The organism is Sorangium sp. So ce295, from assembly GCF_051527405.1.
Classification (GTDB): domain Bacteria; phylum Myxococcota_A; class Polyangia; order Polyangiales; family Polyangiaceae; genus Sorangium; species Sorangium cellulosum_B.
Genome location: NZ_CP150324.1, coordinates 3187963 through 3208819 on the forward strand (window position 1 = coordinate 3187963; position 20857 = coordinate 3208819).

Sequence of the window (20857 nt, forward strand, 5' to 3'; positions counted from 1 at the left end):
CCTCCCCGCGGAGGCCCCTCCCCGTGGTGGACGAGCCTCACGCCGACACCGAGCTTCGCCGCTAGGGGACGGGCCCGCCTACAAGCACCTTCGCCCGGCGGCCCGGCGTGCGCGCGTAGGCCTCCACGACGGCCCGCCCAACGCTCGCCGCGCGCCCGCGCTTCACAAGGGCCACGATCGCGCCGCCGAAGCCGCCGCCGGTCAGCCGGGCGCCGAAGACGTCCGGCTGCGCCCGAGCGCTCTCCACCAGCTCGTCGACCGCCGGCACGGACACCTCGAAATCGTCGCGCATCGACCGGTGAGACGCGTCGAAGAGCTCGCCAAGGCGGCCCAGATCCCCGGCGCGGAGCGCGGCCACGGCGGCGAGCACCCGGGCGTTCTCGGTCACGACGTGGCGCGCGCGCCGATCGAGCGGCGCCGGCAGCGAGGCGATGCGCGGCTCCACGATCGCGTCGACGTCCCGGAGCTCCGGGACGCCGAGCGCCGCGGCCGCGCGCTCGCACTCCGCGCGCCGCGTCTTGTAGTCGCCGCTGGCGTGCTGGTGAGTTACCCCGGAGTCGACGACGAGCAGCTCGGCCTCCGCGGGCAGCGGGATGCGCTCGAACGCGAGCGTCCTCGTGTCGATGAAGAGCGCCGTGCTCTCGTCGGCGAGGCTCGCGGCCATCTGATCCATCGTCCCGACCGGCGCGCCCACGAAGTCGTGCTCCGCGGCGTGCGCGATCTGGGCGATCTCCACGTCGTCGATGGCGAGGCCGAGCATCGACCGCAGGGCGCGGGCGAGCGCCACGAGCAGCGAGGCGCTCGACGACAGGCCGCTTCCGAGCGGTACTGTCGACTCGATCCTCGCGTCGAAGCCGGGGATCGATGCGCCCCGGCCGCGGAGGACCGCGGTGATGCCCTGAATGTAGTCGAGCCACAGCCCGCGGCGCGCCTCCTCGCCGGCGCGGAACGAGAGCTGGGCGCCGCCGTGCACGTTCGTCGTCGCGACCTGGATGAGCCTGTCTTCCCGGGGCGCGAGCTCGACGCGCGTCTTCTGCGGGATCGCCGTCGGCAGCACGTACCCGCCGCTATAATCGGTGTGTTCGCCGATCAGGTTCACGCGCCCCGGCGCCTCTGCCACGACCTTCGCCGGACGGCCGAAGACGACCTCGAAGCCATTGCCCTTCACCGTCATCGCGGCTCACCCATGTTCACGGGGAGCAGGGAACCCAATTGCTTCGTAGACGTCAAGCCACAACTGCGGGAGGACGCCGTCCTGGGTTGCGCTCGATCGCTCATCGCTCTTCCATGCCGGGCGCGCCGCTCAGGCTCCCCGCAGCGCAGCGATCACAGGCGCTGTGTCGGGCCGCATGCCGCGCCACAGCGTGAAGCACTCGGCGCCCTGCTCGACCACCATGCCGAGGCCGTCGGCTGTCTGACCCACGCCGGCCGCGCGTGCGGCCTGCACGAACGCGGTCGGCTCCTTCTTGTAGGCCATGTCGTAGGCCAGCGATCGCTCGCTCCACACGCCGGCGGGCAGGGGCGGCACCTCGTTGGTCATGGAGGAGGCGGAGCCGTTGATGATCACGTCGAAGCGCCCGGCAATGTCGGCGAAGCCGCCGCCGGCGAGCTGGATGGCGCCGGCATGCGGGCCGAGCTCGGCGGCGAGCGCCACGGCCTTGCTGGCGGTGCGGTTGGCGATGAAGATCTCGGCCGGCTGCTCATCGAAGAGCGGCAGCAAGGTGCCGCGCACCGCGCCGCCCGCGCCGAGGAGCAGCACGCGCGCGCCCTTGAGCTCGCGGCCGAGGTTGTGGGTGATGTCGCGCAGGATGCCGAAGCCGTCGGTGTTGTCGCCGAGGATGGTGCCGTCCGCGCGCAAGGTGAACATGTTGATCGCCCCGGCGGCGCGGCCGCGCGGCGTCAGCTCGTCGGCCAGCGCAAAGGCCTCGAGCTTGAAGGGCATGGTGATGTTCATGCCCTTGCCGCCGCTCTCGTGGAACTCGCGCACGGCGGCGGCGAAGCCATCCAGCTCGCCGAGGATCGCGCCGTACACCATGTCCTGCCCGCACTGCCTGGCAAAGGCGGTCTGCAGCGCCGGCGACTTGGTCTGGGAGATGGGATTGCCGATGATGGCGTAGCGGTCGGTCATGGGTGCGTCCAGGCCTGAGCGACGCGGGGCCACGCCCGCGAGCGCCGCAGATCTACGATACTGTCCAGCAGATTGCCAAGAGCGCGCGGCGCCTCCGCGGATCCAAAGGCGCCCCCATCGCCGCGCTGCGCTCAGTCCTGGTGGCTCTCGGGCTTCGACGCCATCACCAGATTGAGCGGCGACGACCCGAGGAGGTTGCGCTCGATGGTGTCGCAGATGCGCGTGAGGGGCAGGTCGTTCGGTTCGTGGCCGAACGGGTCGTCGAGCTCGCCGCCGATCGCCTCGATCATCAGGACGGGGTAGGCGACCATCATCGTCACGATGGGCGTCATGGCGCCGATCGCATCGATGAGCGCGAGGGGCAGCGTGGCCAGGTAGAGCACCACGCCGCGCTGCAAGAGCAGCACGTAGCCGAGGGGCGTCGGCGTCTTGAGGATGCGCTCGCAGCCCCCGAGGCAGTTGACCAGGATGTTCAGCTCCTCCTCGGCGCACACCGCCATGTTGCGCTCGAGGCTCCCGGCCCGCGCGAACGCCGCGATCCGATCCGAGACCTGCTGCGCGGCGTAGAGCGGCGGGTGGACGTGCGCCGCCATCGCCTCGGCTTGCTCCGCGGACAGGAGCCGCTGGATTTCCGGGCGCTCGGCTTGCCCGCGCAGCGACCGCCGCGTGGCGTGGGCGAAGACCACCACCCAGACGGCGAGCTCGCGCGCCGCCGACGGGGCCACCGCCGCATGCGCGTTCACGATGCGCGTGACGTTGCGGCTCGCGTTCACGATCGAGCCCCAGAGCGTCCGGCCCTCCCAGAAGCGGTTATAGGACGTGTTCGTGCGGAACGCGAGGATGAGCGCGATCACCGCGCCCGCGACCTCGTACAGGCCGATCGAGAGGCCCACGCGAGGGATATACCTGTCCGTGAGCCACAGCGCCGTCGCGATGGCCCCGAAGATCAGCACGCGCCGCATCACGCCCGGCGAGAGGGAGCCGCGCGGGGAGACCAGCAGGTGGAGCCAATCGCGTCTCGCGTAGGGGATCATCGGGCGCGACCCTCGTGGCAGGAGCCATGGTGGAGAGAGGCCGCATCGCCGTACCGTCCACGGGCGGCGACCCCAGCGAGCGCCTCCTCCGTATCAGCAAGGTGCCTGTCCCGCAACGCCGGCCGGACCGCGCGGCCGCCCCGTTCCAGCCGGCTCATCCGTGCATCGAGCGGTCCGCTGCCGTCTGGCGCGGACGCGCGGGACGCGGGAGACTCGACGTCCGACCAGGCAGGCAGACCGCGGTGGCTCTGCACGCCTGAGTCGCCTGGAGCTGCCGCTTGAGTTTCCCGTCCCCCATCGTCCTGTTCTGGGCGGCCTCCGCCCTGGCCTGGCTCGTCGTCGTAGCAGCGGCGAGGCGCCGCCGGGGCGGGCTCTACGCGCGGTTCGTCGGCGTGCTGCTCGGCATCCACACCCTGATCTCGTGCGCGCTCTTCCGCCATGTCGGCCCGCTCGCGCCGGGGTTCGCGTACCTCCAGGGCGCGGTGTACCTGCACTTCCTCCTGCTCTCGCGCCCCCGGATGCGGCCGCTCGCCTACCGCGCGCTCGTGAGCATCCCCGCGTCCTACTTCGTGGCGGCCATCTTCCTGTCGTTCCCGTGGGCCATCGCGAGCGGGCTCGGGGCCACGCCGTACGGCCTCTGGGTGCCCTTCGCGCTCGCCGTCGTCGGTATCCTCCAGTCGCTCACCGCCCGCCGCGAGGAGATCGAGCTCGTCATCGACCGCGCCCCGGTCGACGGGCTGCGCCGCCACCCGCTCCCGCGCGACGGGGCGCCCGGCGCGCGCCGGGCCCTCCGCATCGTCCAGATCACCGATCCTCACCTCGGTCCGTTCATGTCGGTCGCTCGGCTCCGCGGCATCTGCGAGCGCGCGGTGGAGCGCGAGCCCGATCTCGTCGTGCTCACCGGCGATTACCTGACCATGGAGTCGCAGGACACCGCGGATCACCTCGCCGAGGCGCTTTCCCCGCTCCGCGCCCTGGAGGGGCGTGTGTTCGCGTGCCACGGCAACCATGATCACGAGTCGCCCCGCCACGTCGCGACCGCGCTGGAGCGCGCTGGGGCGCGCCTGCTCGTGGACGACGCGGCGCTCGTCGAGACCGCCGCCGGGCCGGTCCAGGTCCTCGGGATGGACTTCCATTACCGCGATCGCGCCGAGCGCATGGCGGCGGTCTGCGCCCGTCACCCGCGCAGGAAGGGCGCGCTCCGGCTCGTCCTGCTCCACGATCCGGGCGCGTTCCGCCACCTCGGCGAGGGGGAGGGCGATCTCGTGCTCTCGGGCCACACCCACGGCGGGCAGCTCGGCCTGGTCAGCCTCGGAGGCTCCTGGACCGCCCTCCAGCTCTTCGTGAAGATGCCGGATCATGGCCTGTGGGCCCGCGGCCCCGATCGGCTCTACGTCCACCGGGGGACAGGACACTACGGGTTTCCCCTTCGGCTCGGCGTGCCGGCGGAAGAGAGCGTCCTCAAGGTCCACCTCGCCGGCGACGGCGTCTGACGGGCCAGGCGCCGTCCGCCTCCCCGCAGCAGCGCTAGACCGAGCGCGCTTCCCCTGCGTCGGCCGGAGCCGGAGCGGCGGCCTCGTCGACCACCGGCATCAGGGGCAAGTCCACGACGAACATCGCGCCACGACCCTCACCGGCGCTCTCGGCGCGAACCTCTCCGCCGTGCATTCTCACCAGATCCTGCACGATCGAGAGCCCCAGGCCGAGCCCGCTGTGCCAGCGGGTGGTCGAGCTGTTTGCACGGCGAAATTTGTCGAACACATGGGGGAGGAAACTCGCGCTTATCCCCTCGCCGGTATCGCTGATGCGGAGTTGAGTCTTCGCTCCCATCTCCTCCAGCGACACGGTCACGCGCCCGCCAGCGGGCGTGAATTTGACGGCGTTGCTCAGCAGATTGCTCACGATCTGCTCCAGGCGACCGCGATCGCCCCAGACCCGGCCGGTCGTCGAGCGGAGCGACAGCGAAATGCAGACGTCCTTCGCCTCCGAGGCTGGAGTTACAGAGTCGATGATCGCCTGGACGACCTCGGCCATGCTGACCGGCTGCCGCTTCAGCTCCACCTTGCCGCAGAGGATGGCGGAGACGTCGAGCAGCGTCTCGACGAGCTTCAGCTCGGCCATGCCGTTGCGCTCGATCACCTCGAGGCCGCGCTGCACCCTGGCTGCGTCGGGCTTGTCCGTGCGGAGAAGAATATGCGCCCAGCCGAGGATAGAGGTCAAAGGCGTTCGCAGCTCATGGCCGAGCGTGCACAGGAACTCGTCCTTCATCCGGTCGGCGGCCTCGGCCCTGGAACGCGCCGCCTGCTCGCTGGCCAGCAGCTTCTCCCGCTCTTCCTCCGCCCGCTTGCGTTCGGTGATGTCCGTGGAGATGGCGCACACCGCATAGGGCTTGCCTTCCGCGTCGAACAGGGGGCACTTGACCGAGATATAGGTGTGCATCCCGTCGCCCTGCGGCACCACCTCCTCGGTCTCCAGGGGCTCCTGGGCCTCCAGCACCCGCCTGTCGAAAGAGCGGAATAGCTCGGCCTGCTCCGGGGGGAAGAGGTCGTGGTCGGTCATGCCGACGATCGACTTGATCGACTCGTTCGACTCCACCGTCGCGTGGAACAGCTGCCTGAAACGGCGGTTGCTCAGCAGGTATCGGCCCTGCAGGTCCTTCACGTAGACCATGGCCGCCGAATTGTCGATGATTGCCTGCAGCATGCCCTGGCTTTCGCGCAATGTCTCCTCGGCCCGCTTGCGCTCGCCGTTCTCCTGTTTCAGGAGATCGTTGGCCGCCGCAAGCTCGGCCGTGCGCTCCTCCACTCTCCGCTCCAGCTTGTCGTGGGCGCACCGCAGCGCGGCCTCCAATCGCTGGCGCTCCTCGATTTCCCGCCGCAACTGCACGTTCTGCGCCTCGAGCTCCGCGCGCATCGTATACAGCTCCAGGTGTGTCTTGATCCGCACCAGGACCTCGTCGAGCTCCAGAGGCTTGATGACGTAATCGACGCCGCCGGCCTCGAACCCGGCCACCTTGTGGGCCGTCTCTTCCAGCGCGGTCATGAAGATCACCGGAATGCCCCTGGTGCTTTCAGACGCTTTCAGGCGCCGGCACGTCTCGAAGCCGTCCATTCCCGGCATCAACACATCGAGCAGGATCAAATCGGGAGAAAGGAGCGCGGCCCGCTCCAGCGCATCTTCACCATCTTGAGCGACCGCCACCCGAAAGCCTCGCTCCTCGAGCTGAGCGGCTGTCGCGGCCATGCTCTCCGGCACATCGTCGACCATCAGGATGGTATGCACGGGGCACCAGGCTCTGAGGTTGTGTTCATTGGAGACGATGGCAACGTAGCGCCAGCGTGAACCGGTCGCGACAACCTTCTGACACATCCGCCCGCTATGGCTCTTCGCCTGGGCGCGCCCGGCATGGCCGTCGTTCGGGCTGCGCGGTCGGGGGAGCTGTCGTGACGCCGTACCGGAGCTGCGCCTGGAGCATACCGCGGAGCCGCTTGATCTGGAAGCTTCGCGCCACCGCGCGCACCTGCCCGCTCCACGCTCCGAGCTGCCGGTCGGCCTCCTCGAGCCGATCGAGCTCGTTCAGCACCTGGGAGACGAGCCCTCGGTCGGCCAGCTCGACGAGCCGAGCCAGCTCCTGGGCCGGTGGGGCGGGGAGCGCGCAGAGCTCCGCATCGGCCATGGCGGGCGTGAGCACGGCCGCGCCCTGCCCCGCTCGGCGCCGCCACTCGAGCTGGAGCGTGCCTCGGAGCAGCTCCAGAAACGCGCCGGCCTGTACCGGCTTGGACAGAAAGTCGTCACATCCCGCGCTCAGGCTCTTGTGCCGCTCGACCTCCGAAATGCTGGCGGACGAGGCGATGATCGCCGTTCGGGCGAGCTCGGGCCTTTGCCGCAAGCGCCGTGTCGCCTCGTATCCGTCCATGCCCGGCATGGCCAGGTCCATCACGATGACGTCCGGCGTCCGGTCGAGGGCCAGCGCGAGCGCGCGCTCGCCGCCGTCGGCCTCCAGCAGCTCGAAGCCGAGCGGCTCCAGCAGGTCGCGCAGCAACGCGCGGTTCTCGGCGTTGTCGTCCACCACGAGGATCGTGCGGCGCTCGCCCTCGTACCCGATGATCGCCTCCCACGACAGCCCCGCGCGCCCCTCGGGCGCGGTCGCCTCGAGCAGCCGGAGCGTCGCCGTGAAGACCGTGCCTCGGCCGGGCTGGCTGTCGACCTCGATGCTCCCGCCCAGTCGCTCGATGAGCTTCTTCGTGATCGCCAGCCCCAGCCCTGTGCCCTCGGCGCGCCGCTCCTCGTCGCCGACCTGCTCGAAGGCCTCGAAGATGCGCCCGAGGTGCTCGGGGGCGATGCCGGGGCCGGTGTCCTCGATCTGGAAGCGCACCGTGCGCCATCGGTCCTCCGGCGGCTCCAGCACCTCGACGCGCAATGTCACCCCGCCCTGCTCGGTGAACTTGATGGCATTGCCCAGCAGGTTGAGCAGCACCTGCGTCAGCCGCTTCTCGTCGGCGCGCACCCCCAGCCGCTCGGGGCCGACACGCTCGTAAGCGAACGAGAGACCCTTCTCCACGGCGCGCACCCGGCAGAGGTTGGCCACGGTCCGGACGAGCGTGGGCAGGTCCACCGCGGTCGGGCGCACGTCCATCTTGCCGGCCTCGATCTTGGCCAGATCGAGCACGTCATTGATGAGGCCGAGCAGGTGCGTGCCGGCGGTGTGGATGACGCGGGCCGCGTCGGCGGCTTTGGGGGGCAGGTCGGGCAGCCGGCCGAGCACCTGCGCATAGCCGAGGACGCTGTTGAGCGGCGTGCGCAGCTCGTGGCTCATGCTGGACAGGAACTCGCTCTTGGCGCGGCTGGCGAGGTCTGCCGCCTGCTTCGCGGCTTCCAGCTCGGCGGTGCGCTGCTCCACCTCGCGCGCCAGCCGCTCGCTGTAGGCCGAGAGCTCGGTAGAGAACGTGGCGTTCTCCACCGCCGTCGCCGCCAGCGCGCCGAGGAGCGTCACCAGCTCGACGCGGGCCTGGGGGAAGGCGTCCTCCACGCTCGGGTGCTCCAGGTACATCACCCCGGAGAGGCGCCCCTGGTGCACGAGCGGCACGGCGAGCACCGAGCCGGGCCGGCGGGCGAGCAGGTAAGGGTCCTCGTCGAAGCGGCTGTCGCACGCGGCCTGCCCGAGCACCACCGGCTCCTTGCCGCGCGCGACGTACTGCACGAGCGTCGCCGGCAGCCGCGTCGAGCCGGCGACGGGCTCGTCGAGCGCCAGCTCGACCTGCTGGGGATTGACGGTGAGCAGCGCCGCGATGACGAGCTCGCCGCCCCGCGTGAGGGCGAGCACGGCGCGCTCGGCGCCGGAGTACTCGGCGAGCAGGCGGAGCATGTGGCTGACGAGCGAGCCGAGGTTGCGGTCGCCGGAGAGCGCCTGCGCGGCGCGCAGCGCCGAGGCGATCTCCAGGTACGCGTGGAGCGTGCGGTCGGTGATGGTCGTGCTCGTCGGCACGGGCGCCCCGTCCGGCGGCTCGTCCCCCGCGAGCGCCGGGTGGCCCGAGGCCGCGATGCTGTCCGGGTAGCGCTGGGCGAGCCGCGCGGCCGCCGCGCGCGCCCCCCAGCGCAGGTAGGCGTCGTGCGCGGCCGAGAGATAGGCGCGGGCCAGGGCGCGGTGCCCGCGGGCGAGGCGGTGCTCGCCGGCCAGGCGCAGGCCGAGCGCCTCCGTGTTGACCCGATCCTGGTCGCGGGCCTGCTCGATGGCCTGGTCGTACAGCCGCCCGGCCTCCTCGTGCTCTTCCCGGGCGCGAGCGCGGCCCGCCTCCATCAGCAGGCGCACGGCCTCGAAGCTCTCGGGGCAGCCCTGGGCCCAGAGGGCGAGGCGCGCGCCGTGAAAGGCCAGCCGATCCTCGAGCAGCGCGCGCCGCTCGGCGCTGGCGGTGGGGAGGGCGTGCGCTCCGGCGACGCAGAGCGCGAACGTCAGGGCGATGAGCATGGGAGTGCCCCATGAGACCTGCCACTCCGGCTCGACGACGAGGACCGCCTCGACCGCCCACGCGTCAGCGCCGAAATGGACCCCGGTCCACCCCGCGATGGCCATCGAGGCGGTCAGGAGCGCCATCGATTTCGCGTCCCGCGCGGGTCGCGCGATCTCCTCGAGCGCCTGCTCCAAGGCGCGCGCGGCCTGGGCCTGCGTGAGCGTGCCGACCGAGCGGGCAAGGACGTTCCGGAAGTCCATGGCCATCGGGTCGCGGTAGGCCATGCGGTCGAGGTCGCGCGTGACGCGATCGAGGTCATCTCCGGCGATCAGCTCGAACATCGCCCCCTGGATCTCGCTGAAGGCCTCGGCGACGAGGTCGCGCTCCTCGGCGGCGGTGCGCGCCGCGCGCGCGTACAGCTCCCTCATCTCCGGAGGCGGCGTCCAGTACATGGCGGCCACCGTGGCGTTGAAGCGCGCCGTGGCGCGCGCGACGTCGTACCGATCGACGAGCGCGAGCATGGGCTCGCTCAGCCGGCGCCCCAAAGGCAGCTTCCCCAGGAGGTAGGCCAGGAGCAACGCCGTGCACACGCAGCCCGCGAACGAGCTCTTCGTCAGCCCGTACCGCAGCGTCTCCAGCGCGAGCATCGGCGAGCAGCACCGGCTCAGCGAGGGCATCCAGAAGGCGGCGCAGGGCCCCAGCACCTCCAGGATCCTGCACCGCAGCGCGTGGGCGCGGTCGGTGCTCATCGGCAGCGCCTTCCAGTCCTCGACGGTCATGCGCTGCAGGGCGGGCTCGATCTCGGTGATGAGCGCGTCGAACAGCGCCTGATGCTCCTCCGGGGTCCTCGGCAGCGGCCGCCCGAGCCACGCCATCGCCGAGAGGCCGAGCTCGATGCCCTGCGCGAAGCGGCCGGTGACATGGAGAAACACGATCAGGACGCTGGCCACGCGCGCGCGCTCGAGCGCGTCCCGCGATCGCTCCAGGCAGCGCTGAAAGAGCCGCTCCGCTTCGTCGACCCGCTCCGCGAGCCAGAGCGCCTCGGCCATGGCCAGGTGCACCTCGAAGGTCGTCTCCGGGGCCTCCGTCCACCCCTCCTCGCCCAGCTGCGACGCGGCCGTCCCGAGGAACGCCACGGCCTGCGCGTGGGCCGCGCTGGCCTTGGCCCGCTGCCCCGCGCGCAGGTTCTGCTCCGAAAGATCGCGCTTCTCCTGGGCGTCCGTCAGCCGCTCGGCGGCCCGGTTGCGGTGGTAGAGCGTCGCGAACAGCTCCCCATCGGCGCACGCGACGCCGTACCGAGCCCGCAGCGCTCGGCCGATCCACAGGTGCAGCGACAGCCGCTGCTCTGCCGTGAGCGCCTCGTAGGCGGCCTGCTGGACCCGGTCGTGCACGAAGGCATAGGCCTCGTGCCCCCGATCGGCCTCGTGCACCAGGAGCCCCTCGCGCGCCGCCTCCGCCAGGAGGGCGCTGACCGCCTCCGCCTCTTGCCCCAAAAGGTGCGCCAGGAGCTCCGCGTCGAACCGGTCGCCGGCGCACGCCGCCGTCTGCAGCGCCCGCTGCAGCTCGGGCGACAGCCGCTCCAGCCTGCGGGTCAGCAGCGCGACGACGTTGTCCGTGATCCCCGCCCGCTCGATCGCCTCTCGCTGCCAGTGCCACCGCCCCGTCTCCGCGTCGCGCGAGAGCAGCTTCCGCTCGTGCAAGAGCTGCAGAGACTGCCCGACGAAGAACGGGCTGCCGTCCGTCTTGTCCTTGACCAGCCGCGAGAGCTCCTCCACCTCGGCCTCGGGCCGATCGAGCATGTCCGCCACCATCGCCGCGACCGCCTCCGCGCCGAGCGGCGAAAGCGCGATCCGTCCGGTCACGGCGCCCGGGGCCGCGGAGGCCGAGAGCAGCGCGTTCAACGGGTGCTCCGGGCTCACCGCCTCGTCCCGGTAGGCCCCCACCACGAGCAGGTGCTGGCCCGCGGGCTCGTTCAGAAGCTCGCCCAGGAGCGCCAGCGACGCCGCATCGGCCCACTGCAGGTCATCGATGAACAGCACCAGCGGGTGCTCGGCCGTGGCCAGCGTCCGCACGAAGCGCAGCACCGTCGTCTGGAAGCGGAGCTTGGCCTCCATCGGCCCGAGCTCGACCAGCGGCTTCGGCTCGCCCAGGATGTGCACGAGCTCGGGCATGAGCTCGACGAGGATCTGCCCGTTCGGCCCTGCGGCTTCCTGAAAGGCCTGCCTCCAGCGCTCCAGCACCTCGGCCGGGTCCGCCAGCCGCCGCCGCACCACCGACCGCAGCGCCTGCGCCAGCGCCGCGTACGGCGTGCTGCGCTGCAGCTGGTCGAACTTGCCGGCGGCGAAGATCCCCCGCCGCGCGCGCACCTGGCCCTGCAGCGCCTGCACAAGCGCCGACTTGCCCACGCCCGACGGCCCTGCCACCAGCGCCAGGACCGTCGCGCCGCCGCGCGCCTGGTCGAACAGCGCCGCGAGCGCGGCGCTCTCGCGCTCCCGGCCGAACAGGCGCGAGGGGGCTCGGACCCGATCGTCCCAGTCGCGCTTCGCCAGCGGAAACGGCGCCACGGTGCCCGTCTCGACCCAGGCCCGCGCGGCCCGCTCCAGATCCCAGGCCGCGCCGCTCGCCGTCTGGTAGCGGTCCTCGGGCCTCTTGGCCATCAGCTTGAGCACGATCGCGCTCACGGCCTCGGGGATGCTCCGCTCCGGCGCCCGCTCGTGCGGGGGCACCGGCGCCCGGGCGATGTGCGCGTGGATCAGCTCGAGCGCGTCGGTCGCGTCGAAGGGCAGCGCGCCGGTCAGCAGCTGGTAGAGCGTGGCGCCCAGCGCGTACAGGTCCGCCCGGGCGTCCGGCGCTCGGTTCATTCGGCCCGTCTGCTCGGGCGCCATGTACGCCAGCGTTCCGGAGACCGCCTCCGGCGACCTCTGCGCGGCGAGCTGGGGCGTCCACCAGGTCGCGAGCCCGAAGCCGATCAAGCAGGCGCGCGTCCGCTCGGCGTCGACCAGGACGTTGTCCGGCTTGATGTCGCGGTGGAGGACGCCGCGCCGGTGCACCTCGCCCAGGCTGCGCGCAACCGCGGCGCCCAGGCGCAGCGCGCCCCCCACCGGCAGCGGGCCCTGGTCGAGCACGCGCGCCAGCGAGGCATCGACCCAGGGCTCCAGCACGGGGACCGGCTTCGCGAGCGAGCGCGGAATCGGCGGCTCGCCGCAGGGAGCTTTCGGCATCGCTGGCGCGCCGCTCTTGGACTCGGCCGCTCGCGCGACGCACGTATCCGTGTGCAGGACCTCCCCCGTAACGTAGTCCATGTCGAATTCTCGACGACGCGAGGGCGCTTGTCACTCGTTATCGTGAATGAGCTCGATCGCACGCGCTGGTGTCGAGGGTCTGGTCGGGAATGGCTGCGCCGCACAAGAGAGTTGTGCCGGCCAGCGAGTCCATCAGCAGGGGGGGTGAAGGAAATCCCCCACCCTGCCGGGATGATGAGCCGCCAGGCGCGCCAAGGACGCCGGGCGCTCCGAGAGGGCTCAGGCCGTCTCGAGGAACTTGCGCACCTGGGACTCGATCGCGCTGCCGGGCACGATGAAGGGCTTGTCCGTGATATCCACGGAGAAGCTCTGAGCCGAGACGGCATACGTCCCCTTCACCGTCCCCGCCGGCGTCGGCACCGAGAAGTCGCCCTTGCCCTCGTTGCCCGTGAACTTGCCGCCGGCCTTCTCGATCGCCGTCTTGGCCTTCGCGACGATGTCTTGAGAGGATCCGCTGAAGGGGACTGAGAAGCTGTGCTTTGCCATGTCGTCTCCTGGGGTGCTCGATCGCCATCCTGGTACGGCGCGAGTGCGGCGGAGGTTAGTGCGGCCTCGCCACGGGTACCAGCGCGAACTTGCTGGGCCTTCCGCGCGCAGCAGATCGCGCGGGATCGCCGCGCGCCGCAGGGCCGCGCGGGATGGCGGGTGATGGCAGGCCGCGCGCCGCCGGCTGGCGAAGGTCGACGGGACGGCCGCCGCGACGCCTCGAACCCGCGCGTCGGGAAGGATTGCGCTTGACAAGACGGGCGGAATCGCCGCTTTCTATGCGCCGATTGCTCCCAGTCGTGAACCGAGGACTTATGAAGGACCTTTTTCTCAAGCAGTCGATCCTCCGCCGAGCGGGGCGGGTGTCCGCGCTCGCGCTCGCGCTCGGGCTGAGCGCTGGATGCGTGGTCACGCAGGGCCCCGGCGCGGGGGCCGCCCCTCCTGGCGGCGCGGGCCCCGGCGCGGGCGGTGACGCGAGCGCCGCGGGCGGCTCCACGCCCGCGCAGACCAACCTGCTCAAGGCATCCAACTTCGACGACAACAAGAGCCTGCCCTGGACCACCTCGTTCACCGCGCCAGGCGCGGGCAGCGCCGAGGTGAAGAAGGGGGCCTATTGCGTCACGGTGACGAACAAGGGGTCAAACAACTGGGACGCCCAGTTCCGCCACCGGGAGATGGTGATCCAGAAGGGGCACAGCTACACCCTCGAGTACAAGGCCTGGGCGTCCTCGCCCACGAAGGCGCGGCCGAAGGTCGGCATGTCGGGGCCGCCTTACGAGGAGTACTGGTCGGACACCGTGATCCTCGGGACCGAGCCGAAGACCTTCTCCGGCAAGTTCACGATGGGGAAGGCCGATGACGCCACGGCGGAGCTCGCGTTCCACATCGGCGGCGCCATGGCGTCGGCCAAGGAGCCGTTCGAGGTCTGCATCGACGACATCCGCCTGGACGACCCCCAGTTCAAGGCCGCCGCGCCCGTGGCCGAGGCGGCGGCGCCGAAGGTCGCCGTGAACCAGGTCGGGTATCTGCCCGGCGCCATCAAGATCGCCACCGTGAACAGCGCGGCGACCGCGCCGGTCGCGTGGGAGCTGCTCGACGCCTCCGGCAAGTCGGTCGCCCACGGCCAGACCAAGGTCTTCGGAAAGGACGGCGCCTCCGGCGATCACGTCCACCTCGTCGACTTCACGGCCGCCAAGGCGCCTGGCCAGGGCTACGTGCTCAAGGTGGGTGAGGACAAGAGCTTTCCATTCGACATCGGAACTGGCCTTTACCAGAAGCTCAAGTACGACGCGCTCGCGTACTTCTACCACAACCGGAGCGGCATCGAGATCAAGATGCCGTTCGCCGGCAAGCCCGAGCTGGCGCGCCCGGCGGGGCACCTCCACGACAAGAGCACGCCCTGCCTGAAGGACAGCGGCTGCGACTATTCGCTCGACGCGTCCCGCGGCTGGTACGACGCCGGCGACCACGGCAAGTACGTCGTCAACGGCGGCATCTCGGTGTGGACGCTGCTCAACTGGTACGAGCGCACGAAGCACATCGGCGCCTCGAGCGCCGACTTCGCGGACGGCAAGCTCAACATCCCCGAGGGCAAGAACGGTGTGCCCGACATCCTCGACGAGGCGCGCTGGGAGCTCGAGTTCCTGCTGGGCATGCAGGTGCCGGAAGGCAAGCCGCTCGCCGGCATGGTCCACCACAAGATGCACGACGAGTCGTGGACGGGCCTCGGCCTCGCGCCGCACGAGGACAAGCAGGCGCGCTTCCTCCACAAGCCGAGCACCGCGGCGACGCTCAACGTCGCGGCCACGGGGGCGCAGTGCGCGCGCATCTGGAAGACGGTGGACGCGGCGTTCTCGGCCAAGTGCCTGAAGGCCGCCGAGCGCGCCTGGGCGGCGGCGAAGCAGAACCCGGCCCTCTACGCGCCGCCCGGCGGCGACAAGGGCGGCGGGCCCTACGACGACAAGGACGCCAAGGACGAGTTCTACTGGGCCGCGGCGGAGCTCTTCGTCACGACGGGGAAGCCGGAATATAAGCAGTTCCTGCAGGCCTCGCCGCTCAACGCGCGGTTCCCGATGGAGATCTACTGGGGGGTCACGGACGGGCTCGGCCAGATCTCGATGGCGATCGTGCCCGGCCACGTGGACGCGGCGTGGCAGCAGCAGATCCGCGGCCGCATCGCGAAGGCGGCCGACCAGTACCTCGCCATCGCGGACAAGGAGGGGTACCGGACGCTCGTCGCTCGGACGCCTGAAGGCAAGTACGACTGGGGCTCGAACTCGGCCGTGCTGAACAACATGCTCGTGGTGGCGCTCGCCCACGACTTCACCAAGCAGCCGAAGTACCTCGACGGCGTGGTGCTGGGCATGGACTACATCCTCGGGCGCAACCCGCTCGGGCAGTCGTACGTGACCGGCTACGGCGACAAGCCGCTCGAGAACCCGCACCACCGGTTCTGGGCGCACCAGGCGAACAGCAAGTACCCGAAGGCGCCGCCCGGCGCGGTCTCCGGCGGCCCGAACTCCTCGCTCCAGGATCCTTACGTCCAGAGCGCCGGCCTCAAGGGGTGCGTCGCGCAGCGGTGCTTCGTGGACAACATCGAGGCCTGGAGCGTGAACGAGATCACGATCAACTGGAACGCGCCGCTCGCGTGGGTGACCGGCTTCCTCGACGAGAAGGCGAAGCCGTAGCCACGTTGGCCTGAGGGCTCCCGCCGGCCACGGTGCGGCCGCCGGCGCGCCGGTGGTACCATCCGCCTCGTCCTCGTGGAGCTCCGACCCGACGCCGTCATCGCGGACAAGCTGCACCTGCTGAGGCCTCTCGGGCAGGGCGGGATGGGCGTCGTGTGGGCGGCGCGGCACCTCGCCCTCGACACCGACGTCGCGGTGAAGTTCATCCGCCCCGAGCGGGCGGCGGAGCGTCCTGCCCTCGTCGCGCGCTTCCAGCGCGAGGCGAGGGCCACGGCGCGGATCGCGCACCCGCACGTGGTGCAGGTCATGGACTACGGCGTCGTCGACGGCGCCGTGCCGTACCTCGTGATGGAGCTCCTGCGCGGCTTCTCGCTGGCCGAGCTCCTCGAGCGCGGCGGCCGCCTCAGCTTCGCCACCGCGAGGTCGCTCGCGCGGCAGGTGGGGAGCGCGCTCGAGAGCGCCCACGAGCTCGGCATCGTGCACCGCGACATCAAGCCCCACAACGTCTTCATCACGGAGGGGGGCCAGGGATACCCGCTCTTCGTCAAGGTGCTCGACTTCGGCGTCGCGAAGGTGGCGGGCGACGCGGCGGCGCCGGCGGCGAACCCCGCGCTCACCGAGACCGGGATGGTGATCGGATCGGCCCCGTACATGAGCCCCGAGCAGCTCGAGGGGAGCAAGGACGTCGATCTCCGCTCCGATCTCTGGTCGCTCGGCGTCATCCTCTACGAGGCGCTGACCGGCGCGCAGCCGTTCCAGGGCAGCTCGTTCGTCTCCGTCGGCGCGGCGGTCCTGAAGGGGAGGTTCCGCCCCGCAAGCGAGCAGAGGCCGGGCCTGCCGGCGTCGATCGACGACTGGTTCTCCAAGGCGCTCTCCGTCGATCCGACCTGCCGATTCCAGTCGGCGCGCGAGATGGTCGATGCGTTTCCGAGCCTGGAGGTCCGGACGGCGGAGGTCGACGCGCCCGCGGGCCGCCATCACCCGGCCGCGTTCGCCACGACCGTGGCCGCGCCGGTCGCTCTTCTGGGCGCGCCCCGCGGCGCCGACGAGCTCGCGAGAGAGCCTGTCACCTCGGGCACGCTCGCGAGCTCAGGCGCGCTCGCGGGCGACCCTGTGACGGCGGCCCCTGTCCCTGACACCGCGGCTGGCCACACCGTGCTCCACCAGCGCGCGCGCGAGCCGCCCCCGCGGCCCGCGGCGCGGGGCCGCGGAGGCGGCGAGCGCGCGCGCGAGAGGCGCCTCCGCCGCGCCGCGCCGCTCGCCGCCGCCGCGTGCGCCGCGGGCGCGGGGGGGTACCTCTTCCTGCGCGAGCCGTCGGCCGGATCGGGCGGCTGCCCGGCCGGCATGGTGCTCGTCGAAGGCACCGAGTTCCAGATGGGCTCCGACGCGGACGCGGAGACGCCCAGCGACGAGACGCCGCGACATGGCGTGACCGTGGGTCGGTTCTGCCTCGACGTCACCGAGGTGACGGTGAAGGCCTACTCGGACTGCGAGGCCTGCGATCGCCCGCAGAAGACCGTCGAGTCGGAGGGGCTCACGCCCAGCGGCCGCTCCTTCTGGAGCCAGTTCTGCAACGGCCCCGAGGCGCTGGACCACCCCATCAACTGCGTCGACTGGTACCAGGCGAAGGCGTATTGCGCCGCCTCCGGCAAGCGGCTGCCCACCGAGGCGGAGTGGGAGCTCGCGGCGCGCGGCGAGGACGCCCGGACCTACCCCTGGGGCCACGCGCCGCCCTCGGGCGAGCGCCTCAACGCCTGCGGGCCCGAGTGCAGCCGGATGCTGACGGAGCGGCTGGAGAAGGTAGGGAAGGGGCCGTGGCCTCGCATGTACAACGACGGCGACGCGGCCCCGGCGACCGCCCCCGTCGGACGATCGCCGGCCGGGAGATCGCCCGCCGGCGCCCTGGACCTGGCCGGCAACGTCTGGGAGTGGACCGAGAGCCATTATTGCCCTTACGACAGGGACGATTGCGACGACTCCCGCCGTGTGCTCCGCGGCGGCGGGTGGGATACGGTCGAGAGCCAGTATGTGCGCTCCGCGCACCGCCGCCCGAGCGCTTCGACGGCGCGCGGCTGGAGCATCGGCTTCCGCTGCGCCAAGGACCCCTAGAGCGGCGGTCACCCGCTTCGGAGACGGGCCCATCTCGACGTTTTCGGTGCTCAGCGCACCGGAGTGCGCTTCCGCGCCGAAAACGCCGATCTGGACCCGTCTCCTGTGCGGGTGACCGCCGCTCTGCGACGCTCGTACTGGGCTCGGCTGAAAAGCGCTCTAGAAGATCGGGAGTTCGCTGTCGGTCGAGGCGGGCACGATGCGCCGTGAGTCCCAGTGCTCGACGATGGCGCCGTCGTCGACGCGGAACAGGTCATATATACCGTAGGCGCCTCCGCCGCGCGACACTTCGGAGAGGGTGAATACGAAGTTTCCATCGGCGACGACGTGATGCACCTTGTAGTAGGTGAGGTAGTCCCTCTCCACGTACTCGATGAGCGCGGCGGGGCCGGTCGCCGTGGCATAGCGGTGCTCGACGTAGCTCGCGTCAAGGAACTCGGAGACGCGCGCGTGCTCCCCGTCGACGAGCACGGCGTCGATGAAGCTCAGCGCGAGCGCTCTGTTCTGCGCCGTGAGCGCCTCGTCCTCGATCTCCGTCGGGCCGGCGGCATCCGAAGCCTCGGCCGTGTTGGAGTCCCAGTGCTCCACGATCTTATCGTCTTTGACGCGGTACATGTCGAAGATCACGCCGGCGTCCGAGTAGCGGCCATGCACGACCACCAGGTCGCACTCGGCCAGCGTGCGCAGGCGCTCGTAGCCGAACCCCAGCGACGCGACTTCATAGCTCATCAGGGTCCTGAACGCCGCGAGGTCGCTCGGCGCCCCCGGATGGTGCCGGAGGTACGGGTCGGCCCAGTAGCGATCGACCGCCGTGACATCCTTGTCGACGAGCAGCTCGTCGAGGGCCTGCCCGACGAGGGCCTTGTTCGCGCGCGCGAGCTCCGGATCACAGCCGCTTCCCCCCGCACCGCCCCCACCGACGCCGGCTGGGCTGCCGCCGCCCGCGCCGCCGCTCCCCGCCATCATCGTGTCACTGGCGGCGCCGCCGCGTCCGTCCGGAGGGTCGTCCCGCTCCCCGGAGCACGCCACGAAGAAGCAGATTGCTGCCAGTCCGAGCCAAGGAGCGAAATGCATTGATACCGCGTATCGCATCGCGCGCCGGGAGGCAATCCGCGGCGCGCGGACCTCGAATCGATCTCGCCCTCGCCGCGCCAGCCCACGGGCGGCCTCCGCGGCGCGTCGCGCGCTGTTTTGCTGCGCCCTCGCTCGCCTGTGGGCCGGAGGCGGCAGCGCGACCGCCAATGCATCGATCCGCCCCCGCCGCACTGCCGCCTGCGCCGTCCTCCCCGCCGCATCCGGCGGGGCTCCCGGTCTGAAGTGTTACCAGGGCTCCGCTCGTCCCCATGGGGGCACGCTCGCTCCGTGACATGTCACGCTCGCTCCGTGACATGTCACGCTCGCTCCGTGACATGTCACGCTCGCTCCGTGACATGTCACGCCTCCTCCCGTCTTCATCTCTCGTCCGGCGTGCGCGTGCGCACGTGCCCTCGCGTCCGCGGCGTCGTCGAAGCACGAGCCACGCTCGCGCGCCCTCGTTGAGCGATCGCCACCCCGCGTCCCGAGCTCACCCACCAGGAATGGAACTTGCTCTGGGCCTCGCTGCGCTCGCAACTCCGCGAGCGCGTTGTCCGCTGCGCAGCCCGGCACGTCGATCGCGATTGCGGCCGGGCGCGGCGCTTCTTTCAGTACCGTGTTGAGACGCAGGAGAAGAGCATGATTTCTCGACGAAAACTGTTGACGGGCGCCGGCGCGCTCGCCGCCGCAGCGGCGTTGCCCGGCCGGCCCGCCTGGGCAGATGGCCCGGTGGGGGAGTCCTGGGCCCCGTATCCGAGCGTGGCCACGTGGGGTGGGCCGAAGAAGATCCTCGAGATCTTCCTCTACGGGGGGCTCTCCGCGTGGGAGTCGTTCCATGTCGATCTGCGAGATACCCTGTTCAAAGCCAACCTGCTCAGCGCATTCAATTCGACGGCGCTGCTGACGCACTGCGGAAGTACCCAAACTGGAGCGACCGTGCAGACGCTCGGGGGGATGAAATGGAGCGTCGCGACGTCCCCCCTGTGGAGCCGGCCCGACCTCCTGGCCCGTACGCGCGTCGTCACGATGACGCACGAGTTCAACGCGCATCCTGTGGCGATCCCGCTCGCGCTCACGGGACGTCGTCTGGGCGATGGGCGCGCGGCGAGCCTCGGCGCCGCGATCAAGCGCCGCTACCCGGAACAGCACACGTCCTACGTCCTGATGCCCGATAACGGGCGCTTCTTCCCCGGAGACGACGACGCGTTCTCCGCGTGGCTCTCGGTCGGCGGGCACGGCTCCGCGGCGCGGCCCGTGCTCGTCCCCATGAGCTCCGGCGTGAGCGAGATGGCCGACTGGGCCTCGCGGACCGGCGTCAACGCGGGAGCCGATGCGCTGACGAGCTACTACGCCGACCTCTATGAGACCAACCTCGACGGATCTCGATCTCGCGGGTACGACGCTTACAGGGCCGCGCTCGACAGCCTGCCCGGGAGCCCGAGCCTCACGGGCGTATTCAACTCGAGCCTCCGCGGCGAGGGCGCGTCGCTCGCGCATTGCTCGACGAACGTGAGCTCCGCTGGAACGCCGCGCAACACCACGGCGGCATGCCTCGATATGGCGGCCTGGCTCTTCAACACGAAGGGCACGCGTTACGTGGGCATGGTCGATGTCGGCATCGGAACTGACACCGCTGCGGCGTACGACGGCCACGGGCATACCGCCGGCGTGACGTTCGGCAACCTGTTTCTTCTCCTCAAGGAGCTGTCTCGGGTGACGAGCACGGCCACGCCGGCGGCAAGCCGCGTCAGCATCGACGACACGCTGATCATCCTCAACACGGAGTTCGGCCGCACCCCGGACCCGCAAGGAACCACTGGCCGCAACCACTACGGTCGAGGCTACGTGGTCGTGCTCATCGGTGGTCCCATCCAGCCCACGGCCTCGGGGGAGCCGAAGCTGATCGGCTCCATCGACTGGACGGCGGGTTCTCCGGCCGGCAGGTATACGCCGGCCAACCTCGCGTGCGTGGCGCTGACCGCGGCCGGTATCGATCCGCACGTCACGGACAACTTTGCGTTCCAAGAGCTGCCGCCGGGGATGCCGTCGTCGTACGAGCAGCCGTTCTTCCAGGCGTGAGAGGAGATCG

Annotated in this window: 11 protein-coding genes; 4 read left to right on the forward strand and 7 right to left on the reverse strand. The window is 71.0% G+C overall.

Features of this window, described 5'->3' with window-relative positions:
• Positions 1–61: 61 nt before the first annotated feature.
• The 3 genes from galK to WMF11_RS12360 form a co-directional block, all read right to left on the reverse strand.
• Entirely contained in the window at positions 62–1174 is a 1113-nt protein-coding gene (gene galK / locus WMF11_RS12350) for a galactokinase (protein ID WP_437977611.1), read from the reverse strand.
• 129 nt (positions 1175–1303) lie between these two features.
• Positions 1304–2128 (reverse strand): shikimate dehydrogenase, encoded by an 825-nt coding sequence (gene aroE, locus WMF11_RS12355; RefSeq protein ID WP_437552014.1) that lies wholly within the window; start codon positions 2126–2128, stop codon positions 1304–1306.
• Between the two features lie 131 nt (positions 2129–2259).
• The gene (locus tag WMF11_RS12360) at positions 2260–3162 is read right to left on the reverse strand and encodes a bestrophin family protein (RefSeq protein ID WP_437908594.1); all 903 of its coding nucleotides are present in this window, start codon (positions 3160–3162) and stop codon (positions 2260–2262) included.
• Positions 3163–3440: 278 nt separating this feature from the next.
• Here WMF11_RS12360 and WMF11_RS12365 point away from each other — a divergent pair, with 278 nt between their 5' ends.
• Positions 3441–4655 (forward strand): metallophosphoesterase, encoded by a 1215-nt coding sequence (locus WMF11_RS12365; protein WP_437977612.1) that lies wholly within the window; start codon positions 3441–3443, stop codon positions 4653–4655.
• Between the two features lie 34 nt (positions 4656–4689).
• On the opposite strand, the gene WMF11_RS12370 is transcribed toward WMF11_RS12365, so the two are convergent.
• The 3 genes from WMF11_RS12370 to WMF11_RS12380 form a co-directional block, all read right to left on the reverse strand.
• On the reverse strand, positions 4690–6531 hold the full coding sequence (locus WMF11_RS12370; protein ID WP_437977613.1) for an ATP-binding protein: 1842 nt from the start codon (positions 6529–6531) through the stop codon (positions 4690–4692).
• Between the two features lie 7 nt (positions 6532–6538).
• Positions 6539–12412, reverse strand: coding sequence for an AAA family ATPase (locus WMF11_RS12375; protein ID WP_437977614.1), 5874 nt, complete (start codon positions 12410–12412; stop codon positions 6539–6541).
• A gap of 219 nt (positions 12413–12631) precedes the next feature.
• The gene (locus tag WMF11_RS12380) at positions 12632–12898 is read right to left on the reverse strand and encodes a hypothetical protein (protein ID WP_437552019.1); all 267 of its coding nucleotides are present in this window, start codon (positions 12896–12898) and stop codon (positions 12632–12634) included.
• A gap of 314 nt (positions 12899–13212) precedes the next feature.
• On the opposite strand from WMF11_RS12380, the gene WMF11_RS12385 reads away from it, so the two are divergent.
• Together WMF11_RS12385 and WMF11_RS12390 are read left to right on the forward strand one after the other, a co-directional pair.
• Positions 13213–15585: a glycoside hydrolase family 9 protein gene (locus WMF11_RS12385; RefSeq protein ID WP_437977615.1), complete on the forward strand. Its 2373-nt coding sequence runs from the start codon at positions 13213–13215 to the stop codon at positions 15583–15585.
• Between the two features lie 75 nt (positions 15586–15660).
• A complete protein-coding gene (locus tag WMF11_RS12390) occupies positions 15661–17694 on the forward strand; it encodes a bifunctional serine/threonine-protein kinase/formylglycine-generating enzyme family protein (protein ID WP_437977616.1) in 2034 nt (677 codons plus the stop codon).
• A gap of 159 nt (positions 17695–17853) precedes the next feature.
• On the opposite strand, the gene WMF11_RS12395 is transcribed toward WMF11_RS12390, so the two are convergent.
• On the reverse strand, positions 17854–18768 hold the full coding sequence (locus tag WMF11_RS12395) for a nuclear transport factor 2 family protein (RefSeq protein ID WP_437977617.1): 915 nt from the start codon (positions 18766–18768) through the stop codon (positions 17854–17856).
• 639 nt (positions 18769–19407) lie between these two features.
• On the opposite strand from WMF11_RS12395, the gene WMF11_RS12400 reads away from it, so the two are divergent.
• Positions 19408–20847, forward strand: coding sequence for a DUF1501 domain-containing protein (locus WMF11_RS12400; protein WP_437908601.1), 1440 nt, complete (start codon positions 19408–19410; stop codon positions 20845–20847).
• Positions 20848–20857: the final 10 nt, after the last annotated feature.

Coding starts and splice junctions, on each gene's coding strand:
- galK (WP_437977611.1), bottom strand. CDS start 1,174: ATGACGGTGAAGGGCAATGGCTTCGAGGTCGTCTTCGGCCGTCCGGCG.
- WMF11_RS12395 (WP_437977617.1), bottom strand. CDS start 18,768: ATGCATTTCGCTCCTTGGCTCGGACTGGCAGCAATCTGCTTCTTCGTG.
- WMF11_RS12385 (WP_437977615.1), top strand. CDS start 13,213: ATGAAGGACCTTTTTCTCAAGCAGTCGATCCTCCGCCGAGCGGGGCGG.
- WMF11_RS12360 (WP_437908594.1), bottom strand. CDS start 3,162: ATGATCCCCTACGCGAGACGCGATTGGCTCCACCTGCTGGTCTCCCCG.
- aroE (WP_437552014.1), bottom strand. CDS start 2,128: ATGACCGACCGCTACGCCATCATCGGCAATCCCATCTCCCAGACCAAG.
- WMF11_RS12370 (WP_437977613.1), bottom strand. CDS start 6,531: ATGTGTCAGAAGGTTGTCGCGACCGGTTCACGCTGGCGCTACGTTGCC.
- WMF11_RS12380 (WP_437552019.1), bottom strand. CDS start 12,898: ATGGCAAAGCACAGCTTCTCAGTCCCCTTCAGCGGATCCTCTCAAGAC.
- WMF11_RS12375 (WP_437977614.1), bottom strand. CDS start 12,412: ATGGACTACGTTACGGGGGAGGTCCTGCACACGGATACGTGCGTCGCG.
- WMF11_RS12400 (WP_437908601.1), top strand. CDS start 19,408: ATGATTTCTCGACGAAAACTGTTGACGGGCGCCGGCGCGCTCGCCGCC.